Origin of the sequence: Thalassospira sp. CH_XMU1458 (genome assembly GCF_037027205.1) — a bacterium.
In the GTDB taxonomy this organism is placed as follows: Bacteria; Pseudomonadota; Alphaproteobacteria; order Rhodospirillales; family Thalassospiraceae; genus Thalassospira; species Thalassospira tepidiphila.
This window is the reverse complement of sequence record NZ_JAYMDW010000001.1, coordinates 1601347-1616260: the sequence shown is the minus strand read 5'-3', so window position 1 is coordinate 1616260 and position 14914 is coordinate 1601347. Positions and strand designations below refer to the sequence as shown.

At 54.9% G+C, this 14914-nt stretch carries 14 protein-coding genes and 1 pseudogene; 7 read left to right on the top strand and 8 right to left on the bottom strand.

Features of this window, described 5'->3' with window-relative positions; all coding sequences use genetic code 11:
* The coding region (locus tag WBY09_RS07250; protein ID WP_336232359.1) for a hypothetical protein at positions 1–316 on the bottom strand (316 nt) is incomplete at its 3' end.
* 579 nt (positions 317–895) lie between these two features.
* Here WBY09_RS07250 and WBY09_RS07245 point away from each other — a divergent pair.
* The gene (locus tag WBY09_RS07245) at positions 896–2068 is read left to right on the top strand and encodes a M23 family metallopeptidase (RefSeq protein WP_197145470.1); all 1173 of its coding nucleotides are present in this window, start codon (positions 896–898) and stop codon (positions 2066–2068) included.
* Between the two features lie 179 nt (positions 2069–2247).
* On the opposite strand, the gene WBY09_RS07240 is transcribed toward WBY09_RS07245, so the two are convergent.
* Together WBY09_RS07240 and cyaY are read right to left on the bottom strand one after the other, a co-directional pair.
* Positions 2248–4044 (bottom strand): ABC transporter transmembrane domain-containing protein, encoded by a 1797-nt coding sequence (locus WBY09_RS07240; protein WP_197145471.1) that lies wholly within the window; start codon positions 4042–4044, stop codon positions 2248–2250.
* Between the two features lie 49 nt (positions 4045–4093).
* A complete protein-coding gene (gene cyaY / locus WBY09_RS07235; protein WP_063088989.1) occupies positions 4094–4432 on the bottom strand; it encodes an iron donor protein CyaY in 339 nt (112 codons plus the stop codon).
* A 267-nt stretch (positions 4433–4699) separates the two neighbouring features.
* Here cyaY and rpmE point away from each other — a divergent pair, with 267 nt between their 5' ends.
* Complete coding sequence (gene rpmE / locus WBY09_RS07230) at positions 4700–4924, top strand: 50S ribosomal protein L31 (protein WP_008891651.1); 225 nt, start codon at positions 4700–4702, stop codon at positions 4922–4924.
* 256 nt (positions 4925–5180) lie between these two features.
* Entirely contained in the window at positions 5181–7004 is a 1824-nt protein-coding gene (locus WBY09_RS07225; protein ID WP_336232356.1) for an adenylate/guanylate cyclase domain-containing protein, read from the top strand.
* Positions 7005–7115: 111 nt separating this feature from the next.
* On the opposite strand, the gene WBY09_RS07220 is transcribed toward WBY09_RS07225, so the two are convergent.
* Both WBY09_RS07220 and WBY09_RS07215 read right to left on the bottom strand, forming a co-directional pair.
* Positions 7116–7562, bottom strand: a complete 447-nt coding sequence (locus WBY09_RS07220; RefSeq protein WP_336232372.1) for a DUF1465 family protein — start codon at positions 7560–7562, stop codon at positions 7116–7118.
* A 491-nt stretch (positions 7563–8053) separates the two neighbouring features.
* Positions 8054–8248 carry a DUF1192 domain-containing protein gene (locus tag WBY09_RS07215; RefSeq protein WP_064779454.1) on the bottom strand — a complete coding sequence of 65 codons (195 nt, stop codon included), beginning with the start codon at positions 8246–8248 and terminating at the stop codon, positions 8054–8056.
* A gap of 89 nt (positions 8249–8337) precedes the next feature.
* Here WBY09_RS07215 and WBY09_RS07210 point away from each other — a divergent pair, with 89 nt between their 5' ends.
* From WBY09_RS07210 to WBY09_RS07200, 3 genes are all read left to right on the top strand, one after another.
* Positions 8338–9345, top strand: a complete 1008-nt coding sequence (locus WBY09_RS07210; protein ID WP_286791647.1) for an NAD(P)H-quinone oxidoreductase — start codon at positions 8338–8340, stop codon at positions 9343–9345.
* Between the two features lie 299 nt (positions 9346–9644).
* Positions 9645–10325, top strand: coding sequence for a DUF1013 domain-containing protein (locus WBY09_RS07205; protein ID WP_008891656.1), 681 nt, complete (start codon positions 9645–9647; stop codon positions 10323–10325).
* Positions 10326–10491: 166 nt separating this feature from the next.
* Positions 10492–11301 (top strand): DeoR/GlpR family DNA-binding transcription regulator, encoded by an 810-nt coding sequence (locus WBY09_RS07200; protein WP_210513922.1) that lies wholly within the window; start codon positions 10492–10494, stop codon positions 11299–11301.
* Positions 11302–11306: 5 nt separating this feature from the next.
* On the opposite strand, the gene WBY09_RS07195 is transcribed toward WBY09_RS07200, so the two are convergent.
* Positions 11307–11957, bottom strand: a complete 651-nt coding sequence (locus WBY09_RS07195) for a LysR family transcriptional regulator substrate-binding protein (RefSeq protein ID WP_443082657.1) — start codon at positions 11955–11957, stop codon at positions 11307–11309.
* Between the two features lie 72 nt (positions 11958–12029).
* Positions 12030–12209: pseudogene (locus WBY09_RS19905) on the bottom strand (helix-turn-helix domain-containing protein); the annotation flags it as partial.
* 101 nt (positions 12210–12310) lie between these two features.
* On the opposite strand from WBY09_RS19905, the gene WBY09_RS07190 reads away from it, so the two are divergent.
* Positions 12311–12883, top strand: coding sequence for a GNAT family N-acetyltransferase (locus WBY09_RS07190; RefSeq protein WP_336232352.1), 573 nt, complete (start codon positions 12311–12313; stop codon positions 12881–12883).
* A 97-nt stretch (positions 12884–12980) separates the two neighbouring features.
* Here WBY09_RS07190 and WBY09_RS07185 read toward each other — a convergent pair whose 3' ends face one another.
* Entirely contained in the window at positions 12981–14876 is a 1896-nt protein-coding gene (locus WBY09_RS07185) for a propionyl-CoA synthetase (RefSeq protein WP_063088983.1), read from the bottom strand.
* Between the last annotated feature and the right edge of the window lie 38 nt (positions 14877–14914).

The following is a 14914-nucleotide window of genomic DNA, read 5'->3' as shown; positions in this document are numbered from 1 at the left end:
TCTGCACATTTTGGTGGTTACCACAAATCAATCTGAATAAATCCAAATCGATCCGTCGTCTCCAGGATGCACAGACTTTAGCGCCATAACGCTGCCCGCGCATCCCTTCCTTCTGATCTACAATGTCAAAGAACTCCAGGACCGAAGCCCCGAACCGCTCAGTCCGCGTCGCCGTCTCGTTGGCGCCGCACCCCGTCGGTGGAGGCGGGTTATAGGCCCCACTCCCAAAACTGTCAAACCCTTTTTTGAGAAAAAACGTCAGAAAAAGACATTTTTGTAAAAAGGGCCAAAACTGGCCGGAACCGGGGGAATTCACCCTTCATCCCGTGGTTGAGAAACCATGGTTGAACATGGATCAGGCCGGTCGACATGCCCGTCATTCCATATAGCCCATTTGCCCCATCAGAAGCCGTCGTTTGCCCACATCAAGAACAGCAGGATAACGACACATATATATATGTCATATTGCGCGCTTGATCGGCAGCCCTGTGAACTGGATTTCATTTTGTTTTCGGCTGCCATGTTCTTGCCACTGTGGGCTGGCACATGATCGCCGCCCATCGTGACCAAGGCAGCAGGATTCCCTCAACGGTTCGTAAAGGAAATCGCGCCATTATGTCGGGACGGGTTCCACTTTTACCTGCGGCAATTCGCATTTCACATCGCCAAATCTTTTATGTATAAGGTTCTTGGCGATGTTGCCAACAAGAGCGACGGCCCGGGTGAACTGACAAATGGCTTTTAGGGGAGTTCTGCGGCAATGGCCGGAAGAGACTTGGTTTCTATTGCGAGCGTGATGGTAATTCTGGGGGGAACAACCGGATATCTGCTATCTGATCATTATTCGAACGCCTCGGATACTGCCCTGTCTGCCAGCGCTGCAGAGAGCCATGTTATGGGGGGTGACGCCGACGTCACCGAAACCGCCAGTATCCCGGATCTTGAACCACGCCGCGAGACGGTTGTCCTTGAAAAGGGATCCAACCTGATGGCGACACTGACCGCCACAGGCCTTGAGCGGACATCTGCCTATAACGCGATCGAAGCCCTGCGCGATGTATTCAACCCGCGCAAACTGCGTGCCGGTCAGGAATTCGACCTTGTTTATGCTGCTGATGCGCAGGACGATATCGAACTTCTGGACCAGATGAGCTTCCAGCCGGACCCGGAAACCATTGTTTCGGTCTCGCGCACTGATGACGGCTATCAGGCATCCTCGGACAAAATCGAACTGACACCTTCGCGCAATGTTGCGTCGGGCACGATCGAGCAAAGCCTGTTTCTGGCCGCGGAACGCAACGGTGTTCCGATCCCGGTTCTGATGGAACTGATCGAGCTTTATTCCTATGAAGTCGACTTCCAGCGCGACATTCAACCCGGCGACAGTTTTGAGATCATGTATCAGGAACTGAAAAACGATGCCGGTGAACGCGTACGCTATGGCGATGTGCTTTATGCCAGCATGACGCTGAGCGGTCATGAGGTTCGGCTTTATTCCTATACAGACAGCAACGGCGAAACCGACTTCTATAACCAGAAGGGCGAATCTTATCGCCGCGCGCTGATGCGGACACCGATCAACGGCGCACGTCTGTCATCGGGTTATGGCAAACGCAAGCACCCGATTCTTGGCTATACCAAGATGCATAAGGGGATCGACTTTGCTGCCCCGACCGGCACACCGATCTTTGCCGCCGGTAACGGCACGATTGCCAAGATTGGCCGCAATGGCGGTTATGGAAATTACATCCAGATCCGCCACAATGATTCCTATGCCACCGCCTACGCCCATATGAATGGCTTTGCCAAGGGCCTGAAGCAGGGATCACGCGTCAAGCAGGGCGATATCATCGGCTATGTTGGCACAACCGGCCGCTCCACCGGTCCGCACCTGCATTACGAGATCCTGCAGAACAATGCACAGGTCAACCCGATCCGCGTGAAGATGCCAAGTGGCAAGACGCTTAAGGGTGAAGAGCTTGATCGCTTCCTGGCGGATTCTGATGTGTTGCGCAAACAGTATGCTGAACTGTCAATCGGCAACCGCAAGATCGCCAGCGCCGAATAAGACCCCGATTGGTCCAAGATCAAAAACCCGCCCTTGTGGCGGGTTTTTTGTTTCTGCGACACCGAGACCGATGTCTGCGCTGCTGAAGCCTAGGCTCAGCGTTTTGGGTCGAAAGAATGTGGCAGTAAAGAAAACGGATCGAGGACCGCTATACGGCACGCTTTGGCTTTATCCTGAGATCAAGCTGCGTCGCGTTCAAACTGCAGCTTGGCCAAGCGCCCGTAAAGCGGGGAGCTTTCGAGCAGTTCCTGATGCGTCCCGACTGCTACTAGCTTGCCATCATCGATCACAGCAATCCGGTCTGCATGCAGAACCGTTGCCAAACGATGCGCAATCACGAGCGTGGTGCGCTCTTTCATGATGGTTTCAAGTGCCTTTTGAACAACCTGTTCACTTTCAGCATCCAGCGCGCTGGTGGCTTCATCCAGAAGCAGGATGGCCGGATTGCGCAGGATCGCGCGCGCAATGGCAATGCGTTGACGCTGACCGCCCGACAGGCGCACACCCTTTTCACCCAGGAAGGTATTAAAGCCATCTGGCAAGCGGTCAAGGAACTCGCTGGCGTGCGCGGCGTCAGCAGCCGCACGCACATCAGCATCACTTGCCCCCGGACGGCCATAACGGATGTTGTCCCAGGCACTGGCAGCAAAGATCACCGGATCCTGTGCGACAAGACCAATGCGTTCGCGCACCGCGACCGGATCGGCCGTCTTGATGTCGATCCCGTCAACTTTGATCACACCACTTGCCGGATCATAGAAGCGCAGCAGCAGCTGAAACACGGTGGTCTTGCCTGCACCCGAAGGGCCAACAAGTGCAACCGTTTCCCCCGGCTTGACCGACAGGCTGAGCCCCTCAAGAGCAGAGCGATCCGGACGGGCAGGATAATGGAAGGTAACGTTTTCGAAACTGACATGGCCCTGATGGGGTACTGGCAACGCGAAGGGGTTTTCCGGCGCCTTGATTTCAGGTTCAGTCGACAACAACGCAACAAGGCGCTCCGCCGCACCGGCCGCGCGTTGCAAATCACCTATCACTTCACTGATGGCGCCAACCGATCCGGCAACCACCACCGCATAGAAGACAAAGGCCGAAAGTTCCCCGGCCGAGATCGTGCCATCAAGCACATCATGACCACCAATCCACAGGATGGTGCCGACCGCACCAAACACCATGACGATAACAATCGCAGTCAGAAGGGCGCGGGCGGAAATACGCGCGACCGCCGTTCTGAAGGCCCCTTCGACATGGCCGCTGAAACGCTGGCTTTCGATTTCTTCGTGGGTATAGGCCTGCACCGTGCGCAGCGCATTGAGGGTTTCTTCGGAAAAGGCGCTGACGTCGGCTACTCTGTCTTGCGACTCTCGCGACAAACGCCGCACGCGTCGGCCGTATCCGACAATCGGAATGACCACCAACGGCACCACCAGCAAGACAAGGGCTGTGAGCTTGGGACTGGTGATGGCCAACATCGTCAGTCCCCCGACAAACATCAGGGCATTGCGAAGCGCGATCGAAACGCTTGAGCCAATGACAGCCTGAAGCAATGTGGTGTCGGTCGTCAGACGCGAAAGAACTTCACCGGTTCGTGTGACTTCAAAGAAGGCTGAGTCTAGTCGGATGATATGGCGGTATACGGCGGAACGGATATCGGCAACCACACGTTCCCCGATCCAGGAAACCAGGAAGAAGCGCATGTAACTTGCGCCCGCTAGCAACAGGGTTACCGCAAACAGAACGAACAACGCCCGGTCAAGCAGCGCGCCATCACCTTCGGCAAAGCCTTCGTCAACCAGCATGCGCAGGCCATTGCCAAGCGCAAGTACGGTGCCAGAAGCTGTCACCAGTGCGATCAGCGCGCCGAACAGCTGCAAACGGTATTTTGTGACGAACGGAACAATGGCACGGAGCGACGAGAGGTTCCGGCTGGTTTCACGATCGGTGAGTTTTGCAGAAGAAGTCGGTGTACGCGCCAAGGCACTTTATTCCGTATGCAGTGGTAACCACGCGGCCGATGTAAAGAGATCAGCCAAGATCAAGCTTGTTCCCGGTTTTGACAGCGAGATCAGCCGAAAGCTGATCATGGAGCGTGGTCGAACCGCGGGTCGAGGTCCAGGTTTCGTTGTCTTCATCAAAGTCATAGTGGCTTGCCCCACTGACTGGCGAAGAAAGCCAGACCTGACGGTTCGGACCATGCTTGTTGATGATGAATTGTTCGCCCGAATCGAGTTCGATGGTCAGGATGCCGGACTGCAGATCAACATCAAGGTCATCGCCCAAGGCATCATCAATAACATCAGACAGCGTTTCGATGGTTTCGTCTGCAAGCTGATGGAAGCGGGTTTCCTCAAGGGCCACAGTCATATTCTCCGTCTATCATCGGGGTCCAATGCCCCGGCAAGGCGACAATCAATTGTTGGCGCACCATACTATATAAAGAGGCCTGTGCAAGTATGCATAAGCACGGGTGCGAGAAAAGCTTGAAACATGGGTCAACCACTGTTAAACGACCGCCTGATCGCTACTGCACTCCCCTCATTTGGCGTTAATCGGATAATTACCGGTTACAGGGGTTGCGCGAGCCGATTTTTTACACTATACACCGCGCTTCAAATTCCGGAGTGATAGGCGATGAAAAAAGATATCCATCCCGATTACCATGAGATCACCGTTCAGATGACTGACGGCAGCACCTTCACCACGCAGTCGACCTGGGGCAATCCGGGCGATGTGTTGAAGCTCGACATCGATCCGAAAAGCCACCCGGCTTGGACTGGTGTTCACCGTCTTCTGGACAGCGGCGGGCAGCTTGCTAAGTTCAAAAAGCGCTTCGCTGGTTTCAATATCGGCAACTAAGCAAAGAACACGCTTCTGTGTTCTGTGGGATCAGCGCCCGTCGCATCTTCTTGATGCCGCGGGCGTTTTTCTTTGTCTAAACCCTGAATTTGCATAGCTGCCGACGGTAAAAAGCTGTGGTTGGAACAACTCTTGGCTGTTATTGAGCATATCTGATGGTGATTTCGGCATTTTTTTGCCATAATCCCATTCGTTAGGATAAGGCGGCACCGATTCTGCTGCCCTGTTCTGCTTGCACGCATGATCAGGCTCTTAGATGAATCAAGTGACAGCACGTAACCAGGTTAGCTATGAGGTCTATGTTAAAGACCGTTCAGGCCGGTGGCAGATCCACGGTCACTTTACTGGTGCGCAAAGAAAGCAGGCAGAAGAGGAAGCCAAACAGATCGAGCGCGCCAATCACGTGTCAGGCGTGAAAGTCATTCGCGAGGTTTACGACCACGCAACCAACAGCTCTGACGAGTATGTGATTTATGAGACGCGCGGTCAGGGCAGACTGGAAAACACCAACCCGCAGGCAAAGCCAAAGCGGTCAGCCCCGCCCAAAGCCGATGTGCAGCGTCCTGCCCCCGCCCCAATGATGCCAAAGGCAGATACATCTGCCGACAAGCCCAACGATGCGGCACCTGCCAGCGAAAAGAAGCCAGCAGCTGTTCGCCCATCTGCATCGGTTGCAGAAAGCCAGACCCTTATTGGCCTTGGCCTTAAGATGATGGTCGCCTTCTGTGTTGCGATTGCGGTTGGCCTTGCGACCATGTTGCTTGCGGCCAAGGGGCTTGAATTCCTGCCCGGGATGGGGCTCAAGATCAGTCAGGGCTTTTATGACAAGGCGAACTTCCTGTCCTTCACCGTTGGTTTTTTGGCCAGCGTCGTACCGATGCTGATGGCGCTGACCAAAAAGTTCAAGGGACGTGCACGCAGATCTTCAATGGCATCTTTTCGTTCGACAGGGTCCAAATCGGCCCGCACCGGTAATCGCACGGGCAACACACAGGGATCTGGTTCGGATGTGCGCCGCAAGTCAGCCGCAGAAATGGCGGCCGAAATGGCCCGTGAGGATGGCGACACGGACGTAGAGGTCGCAGAAGACGCGCAGGACGACACATCGGCAGAGGCCGTACCGGAGCCGATTGACGATACGCCCGAAAAGCCATTGGTCGAAACACGCGAAATGCGGGCGACGCGCGAACAGATGCGCGACTTCATCACCGGATCGATCGAAGCCATTCAGCGTAAAGTGACCTCGCTTGATGCCTATCACAAGTTTGGCGTTAACCTATATGTCGCCGGGGCCTGTGATGCATGCAGTGAAAAACACGCGCTGGATCAAAAGGACGGGCGCGTCATTTTGCGGGACTGCATTTCGGCGATGGGCGCGAACAAAAGCATGGCCGAAACTTTCTGCAAGAATGTCGACGACTATATTCTTGAGCCGAAATACAAGGATATGTATGGCGCGGGCCGCCAGTCGATGGACGCCTATATCAAGGATGAAAAGAGCATCACGTCATCGGTCGCCAAAGCAATCAATGACTGGAGTGACAAGCCCGCGGCTGGCCCACAAGGTGCCGGTGGCAAAAAGCTTCATGCCCTAATGTTTACCGACATCGTCAATTCCACGGCCAAGACCCAGGAACTGGGGGATCATGGCGCACAGCAGATGGTGCATATCCATAACCAGATCGTGCGCACGGCCCTGATCAACAATTATGGCAAGGAAGTCAAACATATGGGCGACGGTATCATGGCCGTGTTCCCGTCCTCGGCGAGTTCGGTAGAAGCCGCCATTGAAATCCAGAAGAACATGGCGTCCCACAATGCCAGCCAGGACCTGAAATTCCAGATCCGCATCGGCATCAATGCCGGTGAAGCCATTGCCGAGGAAAACGACCTGTTTGGCAGTGTGGTGCAGCTGGCCGCACGTGTCTGTGCGCAAGCAGGCGGTGACGAAACACTGGTTTCAGAAAACGTCAAGAATACCTATAGCGGCAGTCGGGCAAGCTTTGTCTCGCAAGGTACACGCCAGATGAAGGGCTTTGCCGACCCGATTGAGGTCTTCCAGGTTCAAGCCCGCAGCTGAGCTGCCCCTCTTCTATATCCCGTGATCACCAGAATGCGCTGTGGTCGGTATCAACCAACCGCGCCGCAACCAGTCCTGGGCAAAACGATGTTCGGGTAAGGCTGAGGTCTATTAGCCGTTGCAGCGTGCGGCGACCTGCAATTCCATACGGGCGGTACGCATATAAAGTGAATGGGCACGCCCCATCAGGTCGAGAAGACCGGGCGAGAGAAAACCATATTCCTCGTGCGGATTGACCGTACAGACCCGAAGATCGGCCATCAGATCATCAATATCGACAGCCTCATCCCATGGGATTTCCCCCGCTTCAACAGCGCGCACGGCAAGAAGCCACGCCATTGCCCGTATCAATCGCGTGGTCATGCGCATCTCTTCGACGCATTGTGCAACGGCTTCGCGACTGCCCTGTTTCTTGCTTTGGCCTCGATGGGCGGAAAGGTAATTCCGTGCCTCTATCAGCAGCGTAAAGGCTTCATCGTAGGTACGCGAAAAATGAACAACCGAGAAATTGCTTTGATACGACGCCGCCTTTGACGTCGGGGGATGCTCGTGAGTCATCCTGAATATATTGGGAAGGTTTTGAGCGGCTTCAAGACGGGAATTGCGCAAATAGAAAGACCGCCCACTTTCGGGGCGGTCTCACCTCAACCTGCTAAACTTGCCGGACTTTTTTTGGTTTTGTTTTTGTTGTGTGCGAACTTTAGCCAGCGCTTAAGAGGCGGTCAAGGCTATTCATGGCACAAATGTGACAATACGTATTAACCCGTATCTTTTTACAGATTAATACGGGCACGCAGATGCGCACTGCCTTAATCGGCAGGCCACTAAGTCGCTAAAAATCAATCACAAAGAAAAAGAACCGCCCAAAAAAGGGCGGCTCAGTTTAACAGGGAGGCATCGAAACATCACGTTCGACAAGAGAGCCATCAGATGACCCTCTATTCCACATATAAGACGGCAAGTTTAATTTTCAATTAACCGCAGGTTTAAAAAAACCATCCTCACGTCTAGTAATCGAACATGCCGCTCCGAAGCATCCAGATGGGGTTTCAGCTCTTGAACAATGCTTCTGCACCCTCGGTCACACCTTTGCGGTGTTCGAGCGTCTCATCCACATGTTTAATTTCACGCTCCAGCGCGGCGCGATAGTCTTTCAGACTGGTGACCGACATTCCTTCAAGATTGCGCGGCAAGCCAAATTCACCCGATTTGAGAACAGCAAACTCTTCTTCGTCCACAATCATCCTCCATTATTCCCTGTCAGGTCAGGGGCATTGAATTTCCTTCATGTCCTAGATAGGTATAAAACGCAGTTTTCGCCAACGAGGTCCCGATGTCCAATCCAGAATTTCCCGAAAAGATGAAAGCCGTCGAGATCACGAAAGACACCGCACCCACTGCCCTTGTGCTGGGTGATGTCGCTGTGCCGGACCATGGCCCGGATGATGTCTTGGTGCGGGTTGCGGCAAGTGGGGTGAATAGACCGGACCTGATGCAAGTTGCCGGCATGTACCCGCCCCCGCCCGGTGCGTCAGAAATCCCGGGCCTTGAACTGTCAGGCGAAATTGTTGCCGTTGGATCAAACGTCACTGACTGGAAATGCGGGGATAAGGTTTGCGCACTGGTTACCGGCGGCGGCTACGCCCAATATGCCGCAGTGCCAGCGGCGCAATGCCTGCCGGTGCCGAAAGGCATGTCGATGATAGCCGCCGCCGGGGTACCGGAAACCTTTTTCACGGTCTGGCATAACGTCTTTGACAAAGCTGATCTGAAGGCGGGCGAGACATTTCTGGTGCATGGCGGCACATCGGGGATCGGCACCACCGCCATCCAGCTTGCCAAAGCATTTGGCGCCAAGGTGATTGCCACCGCCGGATCAGACGACAAATGTCAGGCCTGCCGTGACCTCGGGGCAGATGTCGCAATCAACTACAAGACCCAGGACTTTGTCGAAGAGGTCAAAGCCGCAACCGATGGCAAAGGCGCAGATGTTATTCTGGATATGGTCGCAGGCGACTATGTCAACCGGAATTTCAAGGCAGCTGCATTTGAAGCCCGCATTCTGATCATTGCGTTTTTGCGCGGACCCAAGGCGGAAACCAACTTTACCCCGCTGTTGCTCAAACGTCTGACGCTGATGGGATCAACCCTGCGTGCGCAGCCAGTTGCCAACAAAGGCGCAATTGCCAATTCGTTGCGCGAAAAAGTCTGGCCGCTTCTGGAATCCGGTCAAGTTGCGCCCGTAATTTACAAGACCTTCCCGCTTGCGCAGGCATCGGAGGCACATGCCACATTGAAGGGTGGCGCACACATCGGAAAAGTGATACTGGAAGTCGACTGATCGCGTATGGACGAAGGTCTGATAAGTTTTATCTGACCGATCCAAGGCAACATTGCTATGCTTGCGGTCCTGAAAGAAATATTCTTTTCAGAACGCCGCAACAGATTGTTGCATTTACCCGCACATTGATCGAAAAGAACGCAATGGCGGATCCGATGATGCGCAGCAACCCCGCGGTTGACCTTGCTGCATTGCCGGACCACCTAAAGAGATTATATTCTGGGGCAGACATTCCCGCGCTTTTTGGGCCTTATACCCATCGCCGGTCTCCAGAGAGAAAGAAGGAAACAGGAGGAAATATGGCACAGCCCCTCATGCCCAAAGCAACCGCTGTATGGCTTATCGACAATACCGGCTTGTCGTTCCGGCAGATTGCTGCCTTTACCGAACTCCATGAGCTTGAAATTCAGGCCATCGCAGACGGCGACGTCGGCCAAGGTATCGTTGGCCTCGATCCGGTTGCCAATGGTCAGCTGACCAAAGAAGAAATCGCGCGTTGCGAAAAAGACCCACGCGAATTCCTGAAAATGGCGAAATCCGACCTGCCGCGCCCGCGCGCGCAGTCAAAGGGTGCACGCTATACCCCGGTTTCCAAACGTCAGGACCGCCCGAATGCAATTGCATGGCTTCTCAAACACCATCCGGAACTTTCCGATGCGCAGGTTTGCAAGCTGATCGGCACCACCAAGGACACCATTGGCAAGATCCGTGATCGTTCGCACTGGAACTCGGCCAACCTGACGCCGCGCAACCCGGTCACCATGGGCCTTTGCACCGAGCTTGACCTTGAAAAACAGGTCGTGATCGCACGTTCGAAGAACCCGGAAAAGATCGCCAAGGATGTCGAGCCGGATCCGCTGCCGGAAGAATTGCAGATCAATCCGGAACCGGATTATCCCGGCAAGAAAAAGGACGAGAAGAAAGACGAGCCGAAGACTTCCGATTACATGGAAGCGGCCGAAAACCTCTTCAAATCCTGATCGAATTTCAAAGGCCGCCCACAGGGCGGCCTTTTTCGTTGGGGTTTACGTCCTGCTTGCGTAAGGTTTGTTTCATTGTATTGCCGCGAAACGGTAACGCAACCGACATGGTGGCGACATACCATTCGGCTGCTTTTCAAATGAACAACACCGAAGACACGTTTCCATGCAAAAACGCCCAACCGAACGCCAGGCAGGCATTGTCGAACTTGTCCGTGCTGATGGCTTTCGCACCATCGAACAACTTGCCGAACGCTTTGACGTCACTCCGCAAACCATTCGGCGCGACGTGAATGCGCTGTGCGATGAGGGCCTGCTACGCCGTCGCCACGGCGGTGTTGAACCAGCCCTTGAGCATGAAAACATCGCCTATCGGGCGCGCAAGGTTCTGAACGTCAATGACAAGCGAAAGATCGCGGCCCTGGTGGCGCGCGAAATTCCCAACGGGGCGTCGCTGTTCTTTTCGATTGGTACCACCCCGGAACTTGTTGCCAATGCGCTGTTGCAACATCGCGATCTTCGGATTTTCACCAATAACCTGAATGTCGCCTATGTCGCGGCCACCAATGACAGCTTTGAAGTGACCCTGATTGGCGGACGCCTGCGCAATCGTGACCGGGATGTTCTGGGGCCCGAGGTCGAGGCGTTCTTTAACAGCTACAAGGTTGATTACGGCATCTTTGGCGTCGGCGGGATTGATCCGGATGGCAGCCTGCTTGATTTCGATGAACAGGAAGTCCGCGCCCGATCTGCCATCCTGAAAAATGCCCGGAAATCCTATCTGGTTGCCGATCACACCAAGTTTGGACGCAACGCCGTTGTCCGCGGCGGATCCATCCGCGATGTCAGCGCGTTCTTTACCGATTGCCCGCCGCCGGATCATATCGCCGAAATGATCACGACGGCTGGTGTGGCGCTTCACGCGCCGGAGCCGGATGCGGATTTTCCAACCTTCTTCATTTCTGAGGAAGACTGACCGGTTTACCGATCAGTTTTGCGCCTGTCAGCGGCTGCTTTCAGGCTATTGCAGACAGCCTGTAGTCCCGGCGTCAGAGTTTTATCGCGACGCATGATGAGCGCCAGTTCGCGCACGAGTGGCGGTGACAACGGGCGGGTCTTGATGGGAAACTGGGTTCGATCTGGTCTTGCGCCCATTTCGGGCAGGATCGTCGCACCGATGCCTGCGCCGACAAGTTCCCTGATCGCCTCCACACTGCCAAGCTCCATCACCGAACGGCCATTAACCCCGGATTTGCGCAACCAGTCATCGACCAATGTGCGCGTCAATCCGCCGCGTTCATAAAGCACCAATGGCATCGCTTCCAGATCGGCAGGGCGAATAACATCCCCGACATCGGCATCCGCGTGAAAGATTGCGACAAACGGATCGGTCATGATCGGCGTTACCGAAAGGCTCCGCCCACTGCATGGCATGGTCACAAGGCCGATATCGAGCTTGTTATCCTCAATCGCACGAACGATGTCGCCAGCATTGCCAGTACGAACCATGATTTCGAGTTTTGGGAAGCTGCGTTGAAGCTTTTCAAGAATTGCCGGCAGGAAATAGATACAGGCTGTTGCCCCGGTTCCGATCCGCACGCGACCGGCTGCACCACTTGAAAATCCGGCCACGGCATCCTCGGCCGCGCGCACAGATGCATCAATGTCGCTGATATGGGCCAAAAGGGCCAATCCCGCCGGTGTGGCCTCGGCACGTTTGCCAACGCGTTCAATCAATTTGACACCCATGCGGGTTTCAAGCTGACGCACCTGTTGGCTGATGGCAGGCTGACTGAGATTTAGCTTATCGGCTGCGGCCGAAAAACTTCCCATTGCAACAACATCGGCAAGGGCATGAAGCTGATCAAGGTTAAGTGCACGCATACCAAACTTTTCCTTATGCTGTGCATAATTTATCAAAGCTAAACTTATGCTGTATTTGGGCGTAATGTCAGCTCAAACATCATAATGCCGGATAAAAAAACATGCCTTCGAACACCGCAGCCCAAGACGTTGCCACAGCCCTGTTGCCAAACATCACCATCCGTGACGCCGCGCTTGACGACATTCCGGCCATCACGGCGATTTATCGCCACCATGTTCTGCATGGCACGGCATCGTTTGAGGAAACGGCACCTGACGAGGCCGAAATTTCCAATCGGTTCGCCGCCATTCGCGATAAGGGCCTGCCCTATCTTGTTGCCGTTCGCAGCAATACTATTGTGGGCTACTGTTACGCTGGCACCTATCGCCCGCGCACGGCCTATCGCCATACGGCCGAAAATTCGATCTACGTGGCCCATGATTGTGTTGGCCAAGGGGTTGGCAGTCTTCTGATGGCGGCCCTGATTAAACGGTGTGAAGAGGGCCCGTGGCGCCAGATGGTCGCCGTGATCGGGGATAGTGCTAACAAGGCATCGATCAGCCTACATCAACGCCACGGCTTTGAAATGGTCGGTACCTTCAAAAAGGTCGGCTACAAGTTTGACCGCTGGCTTGATTCGGTCCTGATGCAACGGCCACTCTGCGACGACAGCCCGATCATTCCCAAAACTTGATCCTAAAAAAAGCACCCGCTTTTGAGAGCAAAAGCGGGTGCAAGGATGCTCCGTTAAGTTGGGAGCGGGAGTTTGCATCTGTGATGGACGGGTCTATCTATTTTGCATAACCGATTTCTTTGAGGACCTCGGCGATTTCGGGAAGGATTGCCGGATCATCGATCGTTGCCGGGGTGTTATAGCTTTCACCATCGGCGATGGAACGCATGGTCTTGCGCAGGATCTTGCCCGATCGGGTCTTGGGCAGGCGTTCGACCACAGTTGCTTTCTTGAATGCGGCCACCGGTCCAATCTGATCGCGGACCATGGCAACGACTTCGGCCAAGATCGCGTCATGCGGGCGGGTGACCCCGGACTTCAACACGATGAAGCCCAGCGGCAATTGCCCCTTAAGATCATCATGCACACCAATGACCGCGCATTCGGCGACATCAGGATGGCTTGAGAGGACTTCTTCCATGCCCCCGGTCGACAGGCGATGCCCGGCAACGTTGATGATGTCGTCAGTGCGCGACATGACGTAGATGTAGCCATCTTCGTCAATAAAGCCGGCATCCCCCGTGGCATAAAAGCCCGGGAATTCTTCAAGATAGGATGACTTGAACCGGTCATCATTCTGCCAAAGGGTCGGAAGCGTTCCCGGTGGTAGCGGCAATTTGGCGGCAAGCGCGCCAATCTGACCACGTTCAAGCGGCTTTCCGGCCTCGTCGAGAACCTGTACATCCCAACCGCAGGCTGCCACCGTTGGCGAGCCATACTTGATCGGAAGCAATTCAATCCCGCGCGGATTGGCACAAATCGACCAGCCGGTTTCAGTCTGCCACCAGTGGTCAATCACCGGCACACCAAGGCTGTTTTCCGCCCATTGCAGGGTATCGGGGTCCGAACGTTCACCGGCCAGATACAGCGCCTTAAGGCTGCCAAGGTCATAGTTGGCCATATGCGCGGCCTTGGGGTCATCGCGTTTGATCGCACGGAATGCCGTCGGTGCGGTAAACAGCACCTTGACCTTGTGCTGGGAAATTACCCGCCAGAACGCCCCGGCATCCGGCGTTCCGACCGGTTTGCCTTCATACATCACCGTCGTACAACCGGCCAGAAGCGGCGCGTAAACGATATAGGAATGGCCAACCACCCAGCCAACGTCCGACGCCGCCCAGTAAACGTCACCGGCATCGACATCATAAATGTTCTTCATCGACCAGTTGAGGGCCACCATATGCCCGCCATTGTCGCGGACAACGCCCTTGGGCTGGCCGGTCGTGCCGGACGTGTAAAGGATATAAAGCGGATCGGTGGCATCAACCGGGACGCAGTCAGACGGTGCGGCCTTCGCACATTCCACTTCCCAGTCGTAATCACGACCATCCATCAGCAACGCATCGCTTTGTGGCCGCTGGAACAGAATGACGCTTTCGGGTTTGTGATCCGCCATGGCGATGGCTTTATCGAGCAGCGGTTTATATTCAATGACGCGCGATCCTTCGATGCCGCAGCTTGCGGTCAGGATCAGTTTTGGTTTGGCGTCATTGATGCGGGTCGCCAGTTCGTTGGATGCAAAACCGCCAAACACGACAGAATGGATCGCGCCGATCCGCGCACAGGCAAGCATCGCCATCGCCGCCTGCGGGATCATCGGCATATAGATGATCACCCGATCGCCCTTGGTCACCCCGCGCGCATGCAATGCCCCGGCAAGGCGGGCGACATCGTCGCGCAGATGGGAATAGGTGAATGTCTGAACCGTATTGGTGACCGGACTGTCATAAATCAGGGCTGCCTGATCACCCCGGCCATTTTCAATGTGACGATCAAGTGCGTTATAGCAGGTATTGACCTTGCCACCGACAAACCAGCGGTAAAACGGTGCGTTGCTGTCATCGAGAACGCGATCCCATTTCTTGTACCAGGAAATGTTTTCAGCAGCTTCTGCCCAAAAGCCTTCCTTGTCGGCGATCGAACGTTCGTAGATTTCCTGATAGCGACCGGTCATTGGTGAAATACCCTCCCGCGGCGTTTGGTCTGGCGTCG